Below are 18215 nucleotides of genomic sequence, written 5' to 3'. Positions count from 1 at the left end.
ACGATTATAGGGACGGCCCCGTAGCTGCATGGAGCCTGACAGCGGGCCCATCCCCCTGAAACAGAGGCGACACGGTCTTGGGGTACAGTCTTCGGCGCATAGGTGAACCCTTTGGACGAGGANTTTGNCGTNACCCAGNNCGANACTCACCCTATGGAGCGGCTGAAGGACGACGGGATCGACACCCCCGAGCGGCAGGTGGCCGCGGAGCGGGCGCTCGACCTCATNGACATCCCCGACGAGCTCAAGCACAACATGATGTTCTTCCTGCACCTCGTGCGCGAGGTGCTCGACGAGTACGACGGCGGGCTGCTCAACCTCTTTGACCGCCTGCTCGTGGACGCCGTGGTGGTGAACCTTCCCGTCACGGCGAGCCGCACGGAGATCTCCCCCCTCCTCGGCCGGTACTCCGCCGACGACGCCTTCGAGGACGCTGTGGCCACCCTCGACGAGCTGCCCGTCGACCGCGCGACCATGCTCGTGCGCGCCTTCACCGTCTTTTTCCACCTCGCCAACATCTGCGAGGAGGACTACCGCGTCCACAGCCTCGACGCCCGCGAGGCCGCCGTGGCCACCACCGAGGCCGAGGACCCCGTGAACGAGCTCACGGTGGGCTTCCACCACCTGATCGACGAGCGCGGGCGCGTGAAGGCGCAGGGTATCCTCGACCGCCTGGAGTTCCGCCCCGTGTTCACGGCGCACCCCACGGAGGCCCGGCGCAAGGCCATCGAGGGCAAGATCCGGAGGCTCTCCGCGCTCCTCGACGAGCGCGGCCGCCTCCACGGCATCAACCTCTTCGAGAACGAGCGGCAGATGAAGCAGGAGATCAGCGCCATGGTGCGCACCTCCCCCATCTCCCACCGCAAGCCCACGCCCGTCGAGGAGGCCGACACCGTCATCGACATCTTCGACAGCACCCTCCTCGACGCGGTCCCCGAGGTCTACCGCCGGTTCGACGACTGGGAGCTGGGCCCCAAGGCCGGCGCCGTGCCCCCGATGTGCCCGGCGTTCTTCCACCCGGGCAGCTGGATCGGCTCGGACCGCGACGGCAACCCCAACGTCACCGCCAAGGTGAGCCGCCTCGTGGCCGAGAAGTACCGCCTCCACGCCGTCAAGACGCTGGCCGCGCGCTGCGCCGAGGTGGGCCGCAACCTCACCCTGGACAGCACCTACACCAAGCCCTCCCGCGAGCTCGCCAACCTGTGGAACCACCATGTGGAGATGAGCGAGGTGCTCACNTCCAAGGCCGCGGGCATGTCCACCCGCGAGACGCACCGTGCCGTCATGCTCGTGATGAGCGAGCGGCTCCTGGCCACGGCCACNCGCACNGCCGACATCATGTACCGGTCCGTGGACGAGTTCCTCGACGACCTCCGCGTGGTGCAGCGCTCCCTCGAGGAGGCCGGCGCCCGCCGCGAGGCCTACGGCCCCCTGCAGAAGCTCGTCTGGCAGGCGGAGACCTTCGGCTTCTCCCTCGTGGAGATGGAGTTCCGCCAGCACTCCCTCGTGCACCGCCGCGCCCTCGAGGACATCCGCGAGCACGGCCGCTGGGGCGAGCGCGGCGAGCTCGAGCCCATGACCCAGGAGGTGCTCGACACGTTCCGCGCCATCGGGNCCATCCAGCGCAAGAACGGCGTCGACGCCGCNCGCCGCTACATCATCTCGTTCACCCAGAGCGCCGAGGACGTGGCCAACGTCTACGAGCTGGCGCGGCTGGCCTTCGCCCATTCCAAGGACGTGCCGCAGCTGGACGTCATCCCGNTCTTCGNGCAGGTGGAGGACCTCGAGCGTGCCGTGGACACCCTCGATCAGATNGTCGAGCTCCCGGATGTCCAGCGCCGCCTTGAGCAGACCGGGCGCCGGATGGNGGTCATGCTCGGCTACTCCGACTCCTCCAAGGACGCCGGCCCCACCGCCGCGACCTTCGTGCTCAACACCGCCCAGGAGGCCATCGCCCGCTGGGCCGAGCGCAACGCCATCGACCTCGTGCTCATGCACGGCCGCGGCGGCGCCGTGGGCCGCGGCGGCGGCCCTGCCAACCGCGCGGTGCTGTCCCAGCCCAAGGGGTCGGTCAACTGCTGCTTCAAGCTCACGGAGCAGGGCGAGGTCATCTTCGCCCGCTACGGCAACCCCACCCTGGCCCGGCGCCACATCGAGGGCGTGGCCGGCGCCACCCTCGTACACGCCAGCACCTCGACGCAGCAGGTGAACGGCGAGGCGGGCATCGAGTTCGCCGACCTCGCCCAGACCCTCGAGGACGCCTCCACGGCCAAGTACGCCGAGCTCCTCGGCACGGACGGCTTCGTGGANTGGTTCTCCCAGGTGACGCCGCTGGCCGAGATCGGCCTCCTNCCCATCGGCAGCCGTCCGGCCAAGCGCGGCCTGGGCGCCAAGTCGCTCGACGACCTCCGCGCCATCCCTTGGATCTTCTCGTGGTCCCAGGCGCGCCTCAACCTGGCAGCCTGGTACGGCCTCGGCACGGCCTGCGAGACCGTGAGCGACCTCGAGCTGCTCCAGGAGGCCTACCGCCGCTGGCCGCTCTTCACCACGTTCATCGACAACATCGAGATGTCGCTCGCAAAGACCGACGAGCGCCTGGCCCGCATGTACCTCGCCCTGGGCGACCGAGACGACCTGGCCGAGACCGTGCTCGACGAGATGGCCCTCACCACCCGTTGGGTCCTGGCTATAACCGGCAACGAGTGGCCCCTGGAGAAGCGCCGCGTCCTCGGCCCGCTCGTGCGCATGCGCCGCCCCTTTGTGAACGTGCTCTCGCTGGCCCAGGTGCGGGCCCTCGACCGCCTGCGCTCGAAGGAGGGCGACGAGANGGGCGACGAGGAGCGCGCCGAGCTCACCTACCTCATCCTCTGCACCGTGAGCGGCGTGGCCGCCGGCCTCCAGAACACGGGGTGAGAGACGGGTTCAGAGTGGGCAGACAAGGTACCGGGTTGGTTTGTCACCGCGCCTGAAAACGATTGAGGGTGCCCCTATTCGCTTTTTGGCGAGCTCTCGGCGAGCTCCTGGTGCTTTCAGTCGGAGATGAGATATGGAGGAGAAGTGAACGACCTTCGGCGATTGACAGGCACGCCCGAGCGGCGTAATGTTCCTTTTTGCGCTGAGGCGCACCAATTATTGCGGGGTGGAGCAGTCTGGTAGCTCGTCGGGCTCATAACCCGAAGGTCGTAGGTTCAAATCCTGCCCCCGCGACCACACGTTCACGGGCGGTCGNTTTTATCGGCCGCCNGTTTTTTGTTGCCCCGATCGCCCTCGCNTGCAGACCCGCTCGGCGAGCCGTCATCCTCGGATNACAACCGTCCAAACGACCCCTCCTCTCTCGACAGGCCAATCGACAATTGCGCCGGATCGATCCTGTGAGAGGAAGGAGAAGCCGATGGCAGCCATGAAACCCGAACTCGGCAACAGCGCAGGCACAGCCTTGGCTGTATCCACTGAGGGCCTCACCAAGCGCTATGGCGACACCTGCGTGGTGGACCACGTCGACCNCGCCGTNCNAGAGCACGCNGTNTACGGCTTNCNCGGCCCCAATGGGGCAGGCAAGTCCACCACCATGAAGATGCTCCTCGGCCTTGTCCACCCGAGCGAGGGGGCGGCCACGGTTCTTGGCTGCCCCCTTCTCCCGGAAAACCGCCTCGAAGTGCTCCGGGGCGTGGGCTCGCTCATCGAGAGCCCCAGCTGCTACCCCAGACTCACCGCACGGGAGAACCTTGAGATCGTGCGGCGACTGAGAGGCCTGCCCAAATCAGAGATAGACGAGGTACTCGCCATCGTGGGGCTTGACGGCCCCGCAGTGCACAAAAAGGCGGCCGGCAACTTCTCCCTCGGCATGCGCCAGCGCCTCGGCATCGCCGCGGCGCTCATGGGAAAACCGCCCCTGCTCCTGTTGGACGAACCCACTAACGGGCTCGACCCCTCTGGCATCCACGAGATCCGCGCCCTCGTGAAGTCGCTTCCCCACCGCTTTGGCATGACGGTCGTCGTGTCGTCGCACCTGCTCTCGGAAATCGACCAAATGGCCGACCACGTGGGCATCATCAACCGCGGGCACATGGTCTGGCAGGGCGCGCTCGAAGACCTCCACGCCATGGGGCGCCGATGGATCGCGCTGAGGACCACAGACAACCGTTTGGCCGCGCAGCTCCTGCCCGGTGCGGAAACAGACCCGAACGACCGCTCTTACCTGAGGATCAAGGCGGTCGACGACCGCGAGGCGGCACGGGTCTNGCTGGGCCTTGCAGGCCGAGGCGTAGGCATCGTGCGCATGGAGGGGCACGAGGAAACGCTCGAGGACATCTTCTTGAGGCTCACCTCTTTGANGGAGGTGCTCTGATGGCTTCCAACAGCCGGGGCCTTCGCATGGGATCCCAGGTTGCCCTTGAGTTCAGCAAGCTGCGGCNCCGCCACCTCGTAGCCGTCTGCATCGCCATGGTTGCCTTTGTGCTCTTGTGGTTTGNAAGCCAGGGGGCGAAACAGGTCGTGCGCTCGGACGACTACCGGACCGTTCTCTACAGCCTCCCCCAGATAAACGCCGTGATCCTACCCCTTCTCTCCACGGTGGTCGCCTCCACGGTCTGCGACATCGAGAACCGGACGAACNNGTGGAAAGAGCTCNTCACCATAGAACGCGCCGACAGCCTCTTCTGTGCCAAATGGCTCACCTGCGCCATCCTGCTCGCGGCAACGGTGACAGGCGAGGTAGCGGCNACGACGGCCCTCGGCGTCATGCTCGGGTTCGACCCCGTCCCCTTGGGAGAGGCGGCGGTCCTCTGGGCGTCGACGCTCGGGGTCTGCCTCTTCGTCTCCACGGTGGTCGAGGCCATCTGCTTCTTTGCGAACAACCAGTTCCTCCCCGTGGCCACAGGCATCGTGCTGTCGTTTCTCGGCCTGTTCTCCCTTTACCTGCCCCCTGCCGTCAGCATGTTCGTCCCCAGCGCCTATTTTGGGCTCCTGTCAACGGTGAGCATGACCTATGACGCGGCGTCCGGCTCCATCATCTGGGGCTCGGTGCCTTGGCCCCTGTGGCGGTCCTTGTTGGTTGCCGTGATCACTGCCGCCGCCTTTTTGCTCTCCTTGCGCGTCTCTTCAAGAAAGGAGCTCTAAAATGCTCGTCGCCTCCATCCAAGCGGAGCTTGTGAAACTCCGCCGCTCCCCTGTCTGGGTTGCCTTTGTGGCGCTACCGGGTCTTTCCGCCCTCATCGGCAGCGCAAACTACACGGCGAACCTCGAGGTCATCACGCCCGGATGGGAGAATCTGTGGACCCAGCAGACGCTCTTTGTCTGCTACTTCTTCCTGCCGGCCCTGCTCGGCGCAGGCTGCTCGCTCCTCTGGCGCCAAGAACATCAGGGGTCAAACTGGAACGAGTTCATGGTCCAGCCCGTCTCAACGCTCGACCTTGTGCTGGGCAAGCTCTGCGCAGGGTCGCTCATGGCAGCCACCGCGTTCGCGTCCATCCTCGTCTTCTACGGGTTTTCCGGCGTGCTTCTGGGGGTGCCTGGGCCATTTCCCACGGCCCAGGTGACAACCTACCTCGGCCTTGGGCTCCTTGGCTCCATCGTCATCGTCGCCGTGCAGCTTTTCATATCCATGCTGATAAGAAGCTTCGCGACCCCCGTGGCCATCGCGCTCGGNGGCGGCGTGTGCGGCCTCGTGNCCACGATGGGCGGCTTCGGCTGGATTTGGCCGTACTCCCTCATGCAGTCCGGCATGAACTCCAACAACCTCGTCGACCTCTCGAGCGGCACGATCCTGCAAGTCGTGGTCGCCTCGGTCCTCTACATAACGGCAGCGACGGCAGCGGCCTCGACCTGGCTCGGTCGGCACGACATCGTTGCGACGCTCTGAGCCGACAGCCCGCAGAACGGCCTTGTGGGACCATAGGGCGATGCAAACGAAAGGGGTCTCCATGGGCGGCGTGCTTGACGGCATCGCCAATCGCTGGTTCCAGTCCCCCTGGACGTCTGTGGCCGTGCCGGTGGGCTGTGCGCTCTGGGATGCGGTCGCGCTCACCCGGTTCGCGTTCCTGCTTCCCTTGGGCGCAGACGTTTCCAACCTCTGGATTCTCAACGCGTGCGCCACCGGCACGCTTGTCTGCGTTGCCCTGAGAAAGGCCTTCCCCTTGGCGTCGATTCTCGCCGCCAGCCTCCTTATGGCAGTGGCGTCTCCCGTCGACGCCGGGGCCTGCACCGGGGTGCCCGCGCTCGTTATGGTCTTCTACCTGGCGTCCCAGGGCACTGNGACAACCGCCGCCATAGGGATNGCGGCTGCCGCGGCGGCCTTCTGCCTCCCCGTCGCCTTCATGGGGGACGAGCGGCTCGTCCTTGCCCACACCATGGCCATGGCCCTCGTAGCGGCCGCGGCGCTTGGCCTGAGGACGGCGCTCGCACGGCGCCAAGCACAGCGGGAGGTCGTGGCCGAGCACACCATGGCAGAGAGGCTCACAGAAGAACGCGACCGCATGGCCGCCGAGCGGGACGAGGCAAAGGAGCGNNGCCNCATCGCGGCGGAGCTTCATGACTCGGTGGGCCACGACCTCACGGCCATCATCGCCTTGGCCGAGGGCCTTTCGGGCGGCANGGGCGACGAGACCCTAGACGAGGCCGTCACCGCCATCGACCGCCTTGCCCGGGAGGGCCTCAACGACACCCGCAAAGCGGTGCGGCGGCTCTCGGCGCTTCACGGGTCGAAGCAACGCGCCCCTTCGCCTGTCGCCGTTGGCGAGCCCGCGCTCAGGGACTGGGACGACATCTCCTCCGTGCTCGACAACGCCCGCGCCACAGGGGTCGCCGTCGCCCTCATTGAGACCGGAGTGCGCATGGAGGGAGCAAGGCGTCAAGCGGACACCGTGTTCACAGTGGTGCGCGAGGCCCTCACCAACGCGCTGCGCCACAGCGACGACCTTCGCCGCATCACGGTCTCTTTGGATCACGGCGANAACGGCACCTGCGCCGTCGCGGTGCGCAACGACGGGGCCGCGGCGCAGGGCAGAAAAAAGCGGGGCACAGGTCTTCGACATCTGGAAGATGCCGTGACAGGCTGCGGCGGATCCTTCTCGTGCGGCCCCGGTCCTGACGGAGGATGGGAGGTCCTCGCGACCGTGCCTTTAGAAGGGCGCCCAGGGAAAGGAGGGGCCGATGGCTGAGACGATAAGCGTGCTGCTCGTGGACGACCAGCCCGAGACGAGGCTCGGCTTCTCCCTCATGATGCGGCGCGACCCGGCCTGTGCGGTATGGGGTCAGGCCGACAACGGCAGGCAGGCAGTGGACGCCTTGGAGCGCGCCTCTGCCGCCGGNCGGCCGCTCCCCGACGTCGTGCTCATGGACGTGCGCATGCCGACCATGGACGGGATCGACGCCTGCGCCCTTATCTGCTCGCGGCACCCCGACGTGCGCGTCTTGATCCTCACCACCTACGACGAGGACGACTATGCCTTCGGCGGCCTCGAGGCGGGAGCGTCGGGCTTCCTGCTCAAGGACGTGACCTCGCGTGACCTCGTGAGGGCCGTCCGGGCCGTCGCCGACGGGGACGCGGTCCTCACGCCACGGATCACCCGAGCAGTCATCGNGCGCGGCATCCCCAGGGTNACGCCGGACTCNGAGNAAGAGCNCCTGCGGCGGGCGTTTCGGCGACTCACCGACCACGAGCTGCTCATCTGCTCCCTCATCGCCGACGGGCTCTCCAACGCCGAGGTGGCGGAGCGCCTGACGATCCAGACGGCCAGCGCCAAACGGGCCGTTTCCCGGATTCTCGCGAAGCTGGCCATGCGGGACCGCACCCAGGTGGCGATAGCATGGTACCGGGCCGAGATGGAGGAGCCCCCGGATGCTGCAAGGCACTGAGGGCCAGCGGAAGACGGGGGCCGCGATGATCGACGTGCTGTGTGTTGCTGCGGGCGGGGCCGTGGGGTCTGTGGCCCGCTACCTGCTTTCCTGCGTGCCGGTGCCCGGGGCCTGGCCCACAATGACGCTGATTACAAACTTTGTAGGAGCCGTGCTCATCGGCATCGTCGCCGGGCTCGCGCCCGCGCGGCTCTCCCCCCATGCCACCCTCCTCCTCAAGACCGGTCTCTGCGGTGGGTTCACGACCTTCTCCACGTTCTCGCTGGAGACCGTGACGCTCTGGCAGCAGGGTCGCACGGGGCTCGCCTGCCTCTACGCGGCGGCCTCGGTGGGGCTGTGCGCGGCAGGCGTCCTCGTCGGNCAGGCCGTGGCCGGCTCGCTGGCTCGGGGTTAGGCAGGCGCCGGACACTGGGCGGGGGCGGGCGGCAGAGGTGCCCGGACCGGGCCCGGCGTCAGCGGCCGCGGTGGCGGCGCTTCCGGCGCTCCTTGCGAAGCTCGTAGCGGGCCTCGGCATCCACGGCCTTGCGGTCGCGTTCGCGGCCCTTGCGCTCCCGCGCACACGCCTCCCGCTGGCGCGCCAGGGCCTCCTGGGCCTTGGTGNACGGGCCCCGGNCACCGAGGGTGCGGGCGACCTCGCGCTGACGGCGCTTGGGGTTTGTGNGCAGCGGGTCCTGCGGGCGGCCCTCCCCCATGGGAAAGCGGATGGACGACCACCGCGCCAGNACGAACCGGTGCAGCTCCTCGGCGGACGGCTCCGCCCCGAAGACCTGCCGCACGCACCCGTAGTGACTGCCGTCGACATGCTCCATCAGGCCCACCCAGAACTGGCCGTCGAAATAGACGGTGAGGGTGGACGACGTGCCGGTCATCCCCATGGCGATCCTCCTTTATGTGGTGGCGACGCGTTGGAGAAGGGACAACCAAGGAGGCAGGTTACTGGCGGCGTGGGCCGCGCCCCGACTACCCGACGGGGCCGTGTTTTCATCTCCGTGAGCCGATGGTAACAAAGGGAGGGGCCCGGCGGCAGGCGGCCGCCGCCGGGCGGATGCGGGAGGCAGAAATGTCCGGCCGAGGCAACAGGGGGTCAGGCCTGGCGGAAGAAGCGCTTGCCGAGGAGGCGGCCGGTACCGGCACTCGGGCCCCAGCTGNNGAGTCCACCGTCGTCGTAGACGCCGTGGGAGTCCATGCCTTCGACCTCCACGCCCTCCACGTGCTCGTCGAGGGCGGAGAGCGAGAAGGCGTTGAGGAAGCGGCCGTCCAGCACCTCGCGCCAGTCGTGCCCAAGGCCTCGGGACACCGACTCCAGATCCCCCATGACAAACAGCCCACGCGCAAGNCAGGTGCCGTCCGGGTCGTCGGGAATCTCGGGAAAGTGCTTGAGCACCCACTCCTCAAACATCCAACGAATCTCGTCGGGAAGGCAGGGAATGCGTGACGCACCGTCAATGGACAGCATGACAAACCTCCCATCAGCCAAAAGGAGACGCCTCTTACATTATCGTATCTCGATATATTCAGGCAAGATTAAGACTAGGGCCACCGGTCCCCGTCACAGCCTCGCTCGCTAAAATGGGGCGGTTGGACACTGCAGGAAAGGATGCCATGGCCCACCTTCACACCCCGCTCGTCGCCTTCTTTGACATCGACGGCACCCTCATCGACTCGGACCCCGAGTCCTACGCCAAGGCGCAGGCGCCCGGGGCCACCGTTGAGGAGCAGGAGCGCGTTTTTCTTCCCACCCCTGCCGTGCGCGAGGCCGTAAAGGAGTTTGTGGACGCAGGCAACTTTGCCTTCCTCTGCTCGGGCCGGCCGCCCTCGGGCCTGGCCCTCCTGATGGAGCGTGTCCCCTTCTCCGGCTACGTGGCCCTGGCGGGCGCCCTGGGCGAGATGGAGGAAAAAGAGCTGTTCTGCCACAGCGTCGATGCGGCCCTTATGGCCCGGGTCATCGAGATCTTCAACGAGTGCTCCGTGGCGGCACTGCTTGAGGGAACCCGGGGGTCCATGGTGTTCATGCCTGCCGGCGAGCACCCCGCCATCGACCTGTCGGTGCCCGTGACCCGGAGCGTCGAGAAAACCCTGGCCGCCATCGAGGACCTCTCCCTCGTCAAGGCCTTCTGGATGGCCGAGGAGAACGGCCGCCTCGCGCCGCGCCGGGCCGAGCTGGCGGAGCGGTTCCGCATCAGCGACCTGGGGGTGGGCGGTTTCGAGCTCACGGTTCCCGAGATCTCCAAGGCGAGCGGCATGGCCGACGTCCTGGCAGCCCTGGGCACCCACGGCACGGTCTACGGCTTCGGCGACTCCGAGAACGACGTCACCATGCTCGAGGCCGCCGACGTGGCCGTGGTCATGGACAACGGCGTGGCGTCCGTGAAGGAGCTGGCAGACGTCATTGCCCCGCCGGTCTTTGCAGACGGAGTCGCCACGATGCTGCATAGGATTCTCGCGGGAGAGCNGTAGGNCCAGGACCGCAGGAACGGTATGCGTACGATAAAGGGGACGGTCGCCAACAAGANGGCCGTCCCCTTTCGTTCGTCGGTACTCTCCAGCGCTTTCAGGCGCGCAAAGGGCACGCAATCGGACGCCGTCGGCCGGCACCGACGGCCCTAGCCGCGGACCTCCAGCAGCTTCTTGCGGAGCTCGGCCTCCATGGCGCGGAGCTCGGCCTCGGCCTCGGCGCGCTTNGCGCGGCCCTCCTGCTGGATCTGCATGACCTCGTCGAAGGTCTGGATGAGGCTCTCGTTGGTGACCTNGAGGGTCTCGATGTCCACGATGCCGCGCTCGTTCTCGCGGGCGATCTGGGTGGTGGACGTCTTGAGCATCTCGGCGTTCTTCTTGAGCAGGTCGTTGGTCATGTCGGTGACCGTGGTCTGCGCCCTCACGGCGGCGTCGGCGTTGGCAATGCCCAGGGCCAGCACCATCTGGCTCTTCCACAGCGGGATGGTGTTGACGACGGTGGTCTGGATCTTCTCCACNATGAGCATCTCGTTGATCTGNACGAACCGGATCTGGGGCGCNGTCTGCATGGCGATGGTGCGGGTGAGGTCGAGGTCGGAGAGCTTCTTCTCGAAGCGGTCGCAGGCGGCCGTGAGCTTCTGCACCGCCTCGGCGTCCTCGGTGCGGCCCGTGGCGCGGGCCTTCGCNGCGAGCTCGGCGAGCNGGCCGGAGCGCACCTCCTCCAGCTNCTTTCGGCCCGCCAGGATGTACATGGTGAGCTCTTTGNAGTACGTGAGGTTGAGGTCGTAGAGCTTGTCGAGAATCTTGGCGTCCTTCATGAGGGTGAGCTGCTGGTCCTTGAGGTGCCCCACGATCTTGTTGACGTTGTTCTCGGCCTTGTCGTACTTGGCCGTGAGGGCCTCCACGCGGCTGGCCCCGCGCTTGAAGATGCCGAGGAACCCGCGCTCCTCCCCCACCTCGAGGCTGCGGAGCTCGCCCACGACGTCGGTGATGAGCTCGCCCACCTCGCCGAGGTCCTGGGTGCGCACCTTCTCGAGGGCGCTCTGGGAGAAGTCGGCCATCTTCTTCTGGGCGCCGGCGCCGTAGGAGAGCACGAGCGCGGANTCGGCGAGGTCGACCTGCTTGGCGAAGGCGTCCACCTGGCGGCGCTCGTCGTCGGAGAGGAGTTCCTCGTCGAGGGAGGCCACGGGGACCGCGGCCTCTTCCTCCTCCACGGCCACGAGGGGCTCGTCGCCGAGGTCGGGGCTGAGGGTGAGGGTGGGTACGGGCTCGCCCGCGAGGNCGTCGAGCTGTTCGTCCATGGGTACCTCCTAGTCCTTGGCGGCCNNGCCGNCGCGATCGATGAGACCTTCCTGGGCGAGGACGTCGTTGAGCACGNAGATGTCGGCCGAGACGTCCCAGGTCATGNCGCGNAAGATGGTNTCGAGGAGGCGCTCGTAGGCCACCGCGAGGGTGTCGAGCGTGCCCTCGATCTCCTTGCGCGACGTGGAGATGTTGACGCCCTGCACCGGCTGCTCCTCGAGGTCGTCGTAGGCCTTGAGGAGCTTGACGGTGATGGGCAGGTAGTAGTTCATGAAGCGCTCGAGGTCGTCGGCCACCTCGGGGTGCTCGGACGCGTAGGCGAGGATGTTGGTGGCCACGCACTGGATGCGGTCCACCTTGGCCGACACGGCGTCGTCGTCGATGGCCGCGTTGGCCTCGTCGAGCTCCGACAGGTAGGCGGCGCCGCGCCGCAACAGGGGGCGCACCTCCTCGGGGGCGTCGTCCACGGAGAACGGCGCGTCCCCGGCATCGGCCGCCGGGGCGGGCCCCACGGGCTCCACCTTGGCCTCCACCCNCTGCGCCCGGCTGGCGCGGCNGGCCTCGGCGGCAGCGCGCTCCTGCTNCTCCACCGCGGCGAAGGCGGTCTCGGTGACCGCGAGGGTGCGACCCGAGGACGACAGGCGCCCCTCGCGGAGGAGGCCCTTGACGATGAGTCGCCGGGCGTCGGCCCGGACGGCATCGGCCTTGCGGCCCACCTGGTGGCAGAGCTCCGCGACGGTGCAGGCCTCGCGACTGCCGATGACGCGGCGGTAGGCGTCGAACCGCCGGGCGAGGGAGAGCCGGTCGACGCCCCCGCGCAGGAGGCCCACGGACAGGAACAGGAACACGGCGAGGATGGCCACCAGCCCCATGTNCATCNGACGGAGCGCCAGGGCGCCGAGGATCCCCAGGACGAACGTGATGGCGAACATGGCGCCGAGGAACGCGGCGACGGCGCCCGTGACGCGGAGGCCGGCCGCGGAGCCGTAACGGGCCGCCACGCGCTCCCGGGCGACGCGCTCCTCCTCCTTGCGACGAGCCTCGGTCATGGAGGTCGCCACGGCCTCCTGGGCCTTGCGCACGCCCTCCCCCGCCGCCGCGGCGGTGCGCTCCACCATGGTGCGGAGCTCGGCGAACTCGCGGCTGTCGATGGCGTCCTGGACCATCGACCCCAGCGACTGGAAAACGTCCTTGTCCCCGTTGTCTGCCATGGGAGCCTTTCCGCCGGGCGCACAGGGCGTGCCCGATTTCCTAGAATGGAAGGTGCTTTTTCAGCAGCCATTGTAGTCTACCCGCCCCATCCGACCATGCCCGGGGCACGGGGAGGGGCGGTTTCCTTGGTTATACTCGGCGCCTTGGTCAACGGAGCGCTCACCGTGGCCGGCGGCGTGGCGGGGCTCGCCCTGCGGCGCCGCGTGTCCCAGGGGCTGGGCGACTTCCTCATGGAGGGCCTGGGGCTCTGCGTCATCCTCGTGGCCGCGGGCGGCATGACCGGCTCCACCCCGGTGCTCGCGGTGGTNGCCTCCGTGGTGCTCGGCAGCCTCCTGGGTCGGGCGCTGGACATCGAGGGCGCCCTCAGGCGCCTGGGGGACCGGGTGCAGGACGCCCTGGCCCAGCGGTCCCGGGGGTCGGCGGCCACGGGCCGCTTCTCGGAAGGGTTCGTCGCGGCCACGCTGTTCATCTGCGTGGGCTCCATGGCCGTCGTGGGGTCGCTCCAAAGCGGCCTCTCGGGCGACCACTCGACGCTGTTTGCCAAGGGTGCCATCGACATGNTGGTGGTGGCCGTCATGGCCGCCTCCATGGGNGTGGGCGTGCCCTTCTCGGGAATCTGCGTCTTTGCCTACGAGGCGCTGCTCAGCGTGGGCGCGAGCCTGCTCTCCCCCATGCTCACCGACGCCGTCATCTCGGCCATGACCGTCACGGGCTCGCTGCTGCTCCNGGCCGTGGGNCTCAACATGCTCGGGGTCACCCNCATAAAGGTGGCCGACATGCTGCCGGCGGCGTTCGTCCCGGTGTTGTTCGCCCCCTGGCTGGNATAGCGGCCCCGGCCGGGTCCGCCGGGCGCCCGTGCGGGCCCTGGGGCAAGCCGCGCCGCCTAGAAGAGGCGCGNAGCCTCCCCGCGCCCGCCCGCCGAGAGGACCTCCTCGGCCTCGCGCGCCGCGAGGGCGGCCTCGTCGGGGACCGCGGCCTCCTCGTCGGGAGACCCCTCCACGGTGGGGAGCCCCTGGTCGCAGGGGTCGAACTCGGTGCCTCGGTAGGGACGGTCCTCGGATGCCACGGCCCTCTCCTTCCCGCCCGATCGGGGCGTCTGGGGTTTCCTGGGGCCTATGCCCGATGTCGGGCCGGTTTTTTCGCCGCCGCAGGCGAAGCCGCGGAATCTGCGGGTATCCCGTGGCGCCCGAGCACCTCCACGGGCGGCACGGAGTCGCTGGGCCTGAGCCCCGCGTCGCCGCCGTGCTCCCAGAGACNGCCCTCAAGGGCGCGGAAGGGCGCCGTCACCACGGGCANGCAGCCATGGTCGAAGGGCNCGGTGCCCGCGCCCACGAGCGTGAGGACGTAGGGAGCCAGGACGAACGAGGCAACCTGCCAGCCCACGCCGGCATGGAAGCACTCCGCCACCGCAGCCACGCACCAGGCGTAGCAGACCCACACGACGGCGGCGGGCACCACCCAGAACTGCTGGAGGAAGCCCGTGGGNATGGNCCAGAAGGCGCCCACGGCGGCGACCCCGGCGAGGGCGACGCCAAAGAGGAGCACACAGCGCGCGGAGCGGAACAGGAGGTAGGGGCCGTAGAGCGGCACGAGGAAGAGCCAGGGCCTCTCCCCCATGCGGCCGAGCGCCCGGCAGCCGCCCACGAAGAACAGCACGACACCCACCACGGCGACCGCGACCGCCAGGCCCACGAGGGCCGAAAAAGCGATGACGCCCATAGAACCTCCCACCGGTGCGCCCCGGGCCGCGTCGCCCGGGGCCGTCCCCCTCTCGGACTCATTCCCCGATTATGGCGGGACCTGCGCGCCATGGGCAACAAGGTGCGGGGTGCGCAGGAACGGCATCCAAGGTACGTGGCCGTCCTGTGGTCAAACGACGGGGGCATTGTGGAACCGTCCCGCCCGTGTCCCATCGGGACCGGCGATGCCACACCATGGGGCAAGGCAGAGACGGGAGGGGGCACCATGGGANAAGGGAGACGGGCCTTGGCGGTCGTGGGCACGGTCGCCGTCGCCGGCGCGCTCTGCGGCCTCGCGGTCTTCTCCAAGTCCAGCTACCCCACGATCACGGTGCAGCTGCCCGCCAACCGGGNGGCCGGTTACACCTGGGTGTGCTCGGTGAAGCCGGAGGGCTCCTTCGTCACGGTGGACACGCGCTACGCCCCCGAGAACGTCGACGACCCGGNCGGCGGCGGCGTGGAGACCTTCGTCCTCCAAAGCCGGAGCCAGGGGACGTCGCAGGTGTCGTTCGCCTGCGTCGACGGCGACGACGGCACCATCGACTCCACGGCCNCCTACGAGTTCACCACCGACGGCTCGACCATCCAGAGCAGCGGCACCACGGCCGACATCTCCGACGCCCTCATGGCGCCCTTCACGGCGGGGGGCGCCTCGGAGAGCGCCGCATAGGAAGGCCCCGAAGCGGAGACGCAGGGGGCCCCGCACCCCGGCCGGGGTGCGGGGCCTCCCCTGTCCCGGGACGGCGCTGGGGTCAGGCGAACGACGCCACGAGGGCCTGGAGGATGTCCACGGTGGCCTCGAGGGCGGGCACCGGCACGAACTCGCGCACGGAGTGGGCCAGGCGGCCGCCGGTGGCGAGGTTGGGGCATGGCAGGCCACGGAACGTGAGCTGGGCGCCGTCGGTGCCGCCGCGCGCGGGCACGCAGACCGGGGTCACGTCGCAGGCCTCCATGGCCGCCTTGGCGCGGTCCACGAGGAACTCGGCCCCGTCCAGACGCTCGGCCATGTTGCGGTACTCCCGCCTGACCGTGAGGCGCACGCGGCCCTCCCCGTGCAGCCTCCCGACATACGCGGCGGCCGCGGCCATGAGGTCGAGTCGTCCCTNGAAGGAGGCGGCGTCGAAGTCGCGCACGAGGTAGGAGGCGCGGCACTCGTCCACGGTGCCCGACACCCCGTGGCAGTGGAAGTAGCCCTCGTAGCCGGCGGTGTGCTCGGGGCGCCCGGCGGCCGGCAGCATCGCGTCGAACTCCTCGAACAGGCGGATGGCGTTGACCATGCGGTCCTTGGCGTCGCCGGGGTGCACACCCTCGCCGGTGAAGACGGCCTCCACCGAGGCGGCCGAGAAGCACTCGTAGTTGAGCTCGCCCAGGGCCTCGCCGTCCACGGTGTAGGCATAGGCCGCGCCGAAGGCATCGAGGTCGAGCAAGGCCNCGCCGTGGCCGATCTCCTCGTCGGGGACGAAGGCCACCGCGAGGGGCGGGTGCGGCAGGGACGGGTCGGCGAGGAGCCGGGCCACGAGGGCCATGACCTCGGCCACCCCGGCCTTGTCGTCCGCCGAGAGGAGCGTGGTGCCGTCGCTCGTGACCACGGCCTGCCCCGCCAGGGACGGCAGGTCGGGCACGGCCGCGGGGGTCACGGACACGTTGTCGGAGATGACGAGGTCGCCGCCCTCGTAGGTCANCACCTGCGGGCGCACGCCGCGGTTGGGGGCGTCGTGGGCCGTGTCGATGTGCGCGACGAACCCGAGGGTCTNACGGTCCGCGGCGCCCGGCGACGCCGGCACCCTGGCGGTCACGTAGGCGTGGTCGTCCACGGTCACGTCGTCGGCGCCAAGGGCGCGGNGCTCGTCGNCGAGCAGNGCNGCCATGGCGTGCTCCGACGGATCGCTCGGTACCCGCTCCTCGTGGTCGGGGTCGCTGGGCGAGTCCACCTGCACGTAGCGCAGGAAGCGGCGCAGCACGTCGCTCGTGTCGGGGCTCGCCATGACCGTCTCGGCATCCAGGGCCTTCATCGTGTGTCTTCCCTTCTCCATGGGAGGGGGCCCGACGGCCGGCCGCCGGGCCCCCTCCGCGTCTCTCCCGGACCCCGTCCTAGTCGAGGCCCATCTCCTTCTTCATGGCCGCGAGCTCGTCGTCCACCGCGGCGGACGCGCCGGCAGCGGCGTACTTGGCCTCCAGGGAGGCGACGGAGTCCTCGGGCTCGGCGTTGAGCTCCTCCATGGCGTTGGAGCGGTCGAGCATCTCATCGGCCTTGGCCTNCAGGCGCTNNAAGGCGGCCANGGCGCCCTCGGCGCGGTCGGCGCCGCCGGTCATGCGGCCCACCTTGTCCTGGGTCTTGGCGACGGCGGCCTTGGCCTTGATGACNTCGCNGCGGCNCTTGAGGGTGTTGATGTCGTTCACGAGCTTGTCGTGCATCTGGCGCATCTTCTGTGCGTTCTCGTGGGCGGCGTCGTAGGCGGCGATGAGGCCGGCGTTCTTGGCCACGAGCTCCTGCTTCTTGGCCAGGAACGTGCGGGCGTCGCCCTNCTCGCCNGCGGCGAGGGCGCGGCGGGCGAGGCCGTCGTACTTGTCGATGTCGGCCTGGTTGGCGTCGACCAGCCGCTTGCAGCGGGCCTCCTCGGCCATGACGCCGGCGGTGGCCCCCTTGACCTCGGCGAGGCTCTCGGTGAGGTCGCGGAGGTACTGGTCGACCATCTTGGCGGGGNCCTCCGCCTTGTCGAGCAGGTCGTTCACGTTGGCCTTGATGATGGAGGTGAAACGGTCGAGGATGCCCATGGCGCCCCCTTTCCCGACCCGCCTAGCGGGTCGTCTCGTCGTCGGAACCCGACGCCTTGTCCGCGTACTTCTTCTCGAGGTCGGCGAGGTCCTGGTCGCCAAAGGTCTCAAGGGGCTTGTTGAGCATCTCGTCGANGTGCCGGTCNCGCTNCTTTTGGCGGGCACGGCGCCGCCGCCAGAGCATGTACCCGCCCGCGCCCACGATGCACACACCGAGGCCGCCGGCGAGCATNAGCCCGGAGCGCCGGCCCTCGGCGNGGTCGGCCATGATCTGGACNGCCGTGCGCTCGAAGGCCTGGGAGAAGATCTGCTCCTCGGAAAGCGAGCGGTCGCCGTAGGCGCGGTCGAGCTCCTTGGCGAGAATGCGGCAGGCCTCGTCGTCCATGACGGAGCGGGCGGCCGAACCCACGGAGTAGCCGCAGTTGTAGCCGCCGGAGCCGTTGTCGCAGAACACGAGGACGAAGTGGCCCTCGTCGGAGAAGCTCTCGTCGTNGACCTGCTCGGCCATCTCCGTCAGCCGGCCCGTGGACGCGGTGGTGCCGTTGGGCAGGATCACGAGGTAGGGACGCACGCCGGTAAGGCGCCAGAACTCCTCCATGCCGCCCTCGAGCTGGGACGTGTTGTGGACCCAGTCGCCGTCCCGGTCGGTGTAGAGGGGCGTGACCTCAGCCGTGCCCTGGGGCAGCGCTGTGCGCTCGTGAGTGGACGACGCCTGGGGGTACGCGCCCGACGGGCCCGAGCACGACGACGGCGTGCAGCCGAACGACGTGGCGAGGGCGAGGACGAGGAGCACAGCGCAGACGGCGATGAAGACGGTCCCGCAGCCGCAACCGCCCGACGACGCCGGGGCGCCGGCTTGGCCGGCGGGGGATACGGGGG

General features: G+C 68.9%; 15 protein-coding genes and 1 tRNA gene. 11 read left to right on the top strand and 5 right to left on the bottom strand.

The features are described from left to right. Positions 1-153: 153 nt before the first annotated feature. The 8 genes from JX283_RS03590 to crcB all read left to right on the top strand — a co-directional run bounded on the left by JX283_RS03590 (position 154) and on the right by crcB (position 8248). Positions 154-2913, top strand: coding sequence for a phosphoenolpyruvate carboxylase (locus JX283_RS03590; protein ID WP_204829381.1), 2760 nt, complete (start codon positions 154-156; stop codon positions 2911-2913). 220 nt (positions 2914-3133) lie between these two features. Continuing rightward, positions 3134-3210: transfer RNA gene (locus JX283_RS03585), tRNA-Met, on the top strand. Between the two features lie 181 nt (positions 3211-3391). After that, entirely contained in the window at positions 3392-4348 is a 957-nt protein-coding gene (locus tag JX283_RS03580; RefSeq protein ID WP_204829380.1) for an ATP-binding cassette domain-containing protein, read from the top strand. Further along, entirely contained in the window at positions 4348-5118 is a 771-nt protein-coding gene (locus JX283_RS03575; RefSeq protein WP_204829379.1) for an ABC transporter permease, read from the top strand. Before JX283_RS03580 ends, JX283_RS03575 begins: the two co-directional genes overlap by 1 nt. Before the next feature lies 1 nt (position 5119). Next, positions 5120-5860: an ABC transporter permease gene (locus JX283_RS03570; RefSeq protein WP_204829378.1), complete on the top strand. Its 741-nt coding sequence runs from the start codon at positions 5120-5122 to the stop codon at positions 5858-5860. A gap of 61 nt (positions 5861-5921) precedes the next feature. Continuing rightward, positions 5922-7157: a sensor histidine kinase gene (locus JX283_RS03565; protein ID WP_204829377.1), complete on the top strand. Its 1236-nt coding sequence runs from the start codon at positions 5922-5924 to the stop codon at positions 7155-7157. Next, the gene (locus tag JX283_RS03560; protein WP_204829376.1) at positions 7150-7854 is read left to right on the top strand and encodes a response regulator transcription factor; all 705 of its coding nucleotides are present in this window, start codon (positions 7150-7152) and stop codon (positions 7852-7854) included. Before JX283_RS03565 ends, JX283_RS03560 begins: the two co-directional genes overlap by 8 nt. After that, a complete protein-coding gene (gene crcB, locus JX283_RS03555) occupies positions 7838-8248 on the top strand; it encodes a fluoride efflux transporter CrcB (RefSeq protein WP_239652453.1) in 411 nt (136 codons plus the stop codon). The genes JX283_RS03560 and crcB overlap by 17 nt, the downstream gene beginning before the upstream one ends. 58 nt (positions 8249-8306) lie before the next feature. Here crcB and JX283_RS03550 read toward each other — a convergent pair whose 3' ends face one another. Then, on the bottom strand, positions 8307-8729 hold the full coding sequence (locus JX283_RS03550; RefSeq protein WP_204829375.1) for a YjdF family protein: 423 nt from the start codon (positions 8727-8729) through the stop codon (positions 8307-8309). Between the two features lie 727 nt (positions 8730-9456). On the opposite strand from JX283_RS03550, the gene JX283_RS03545 reads away from it, so the two are divergent. Continuing rightward, a complete protein-coding gene (locus JX283_RS03545; RefSeq protein WP_204829374.1) occupies positions 9457-10311 on the top strand; it encodes an HAD family hydrolase in 855 nt (284 codons plus the stop codon). Positions 10312-10457: 146 nt separating this feature from the next. On the opposite strand, the gene JX283_RS03540 is transcribed toward JX283_RS03545, so the two are convergent. Beyond that, positions 10458-11609, bottom strand: a complete 1152-nt coding sequence (locus JX283_RS03540) for a toxic anion resistance protein (protein ID WP_204829373.1) — start codon at positions 11607-11609, stop codon at positions 10458-10460. Between the two features lie 9 nt (positions 11610-11618). Continuing rightward, a complete protein-coding gene (locus JX283_RS03535) occupies positions 11619-12821 on the bottom strand; it encodes a 5-bromo-4-chloroindolyl phosphate hydrolysis family protein (RefSeq protein ID WP_204829372.1) in 1203 nt (400 codons plus the stop codon). 126 nt (positions 12822-12947) lie between these two features. Here JX283_RS03535 and JX283_RS03530 point away from each other — a divergent pair, with 126 nt between their 5' ends. Both JX283_RS03530 and JX283_RS03525 read left to right on the top strand, forming a co-directional pair. Next, positions 12948-13649, top strand: coding sequence for a DUF554 domain-containing protein (locus JX283_RS03530; RefSeq protein ID WP_204829371.1), 702 nt, complete (start codon positions 12948-12950; stop codon positions 13647-13649). Positions 13650-14817: 1168 nt separating this feature from the next. Next, on the top strand, positions 14818-15231 hold the full coding sequence (locus JX283_RS03525; protein WP_239652454.1) for a protease inhibitor I42 family protein: 414 nt from the start codon (positions 14818-14820) through the stop codon (positions 15229-15231). A gap of 82 nt (positions 15232-15313) precedes the next feature. Here JX283_RS03525 and pepT read toward each other — a convergent pair whose 3' ends face one another. Both pepT and JX283_RS03515 read right to left on the bottom strand, forming a co-directional pair. After that, on the bottom strand, positions 15314-16594 hold the full coding sequence (pepT, locus tag JX283_RS03520) for a peptidase T (RefSeq protein WP_239652452.1): 1281 nt from the start codon (positions 16592-16594) through the stop codon (positions 15314-15316). Between the two features lie 58 nt (positions 16595-16652). Continuing rightward, complete coding sequence (locus JX283_RS03515) at positions 16653-17336, bottom strand: PspA/IM30 family protein (RefSeq protein WP_204829369.1); 684 nt, start codon at positions 17334-17336, stop codon at positions 16653-16655. Positions 17337-18215: the final 879 nt, after the last annotated feature.

It is taken from the genome of Olsenella sp. CU969 (assembly GCF_905219715.1).
Classification (GTDB): Bacteria; Actinomycetota; Coriobacteriia; order Coriobacteriales; family Atopobiaceae; genus Granulimonas; species Granulimonas faecalis.
This window is presented reverse-complemented; position numbering and strand designations above follow the sequence as displayed.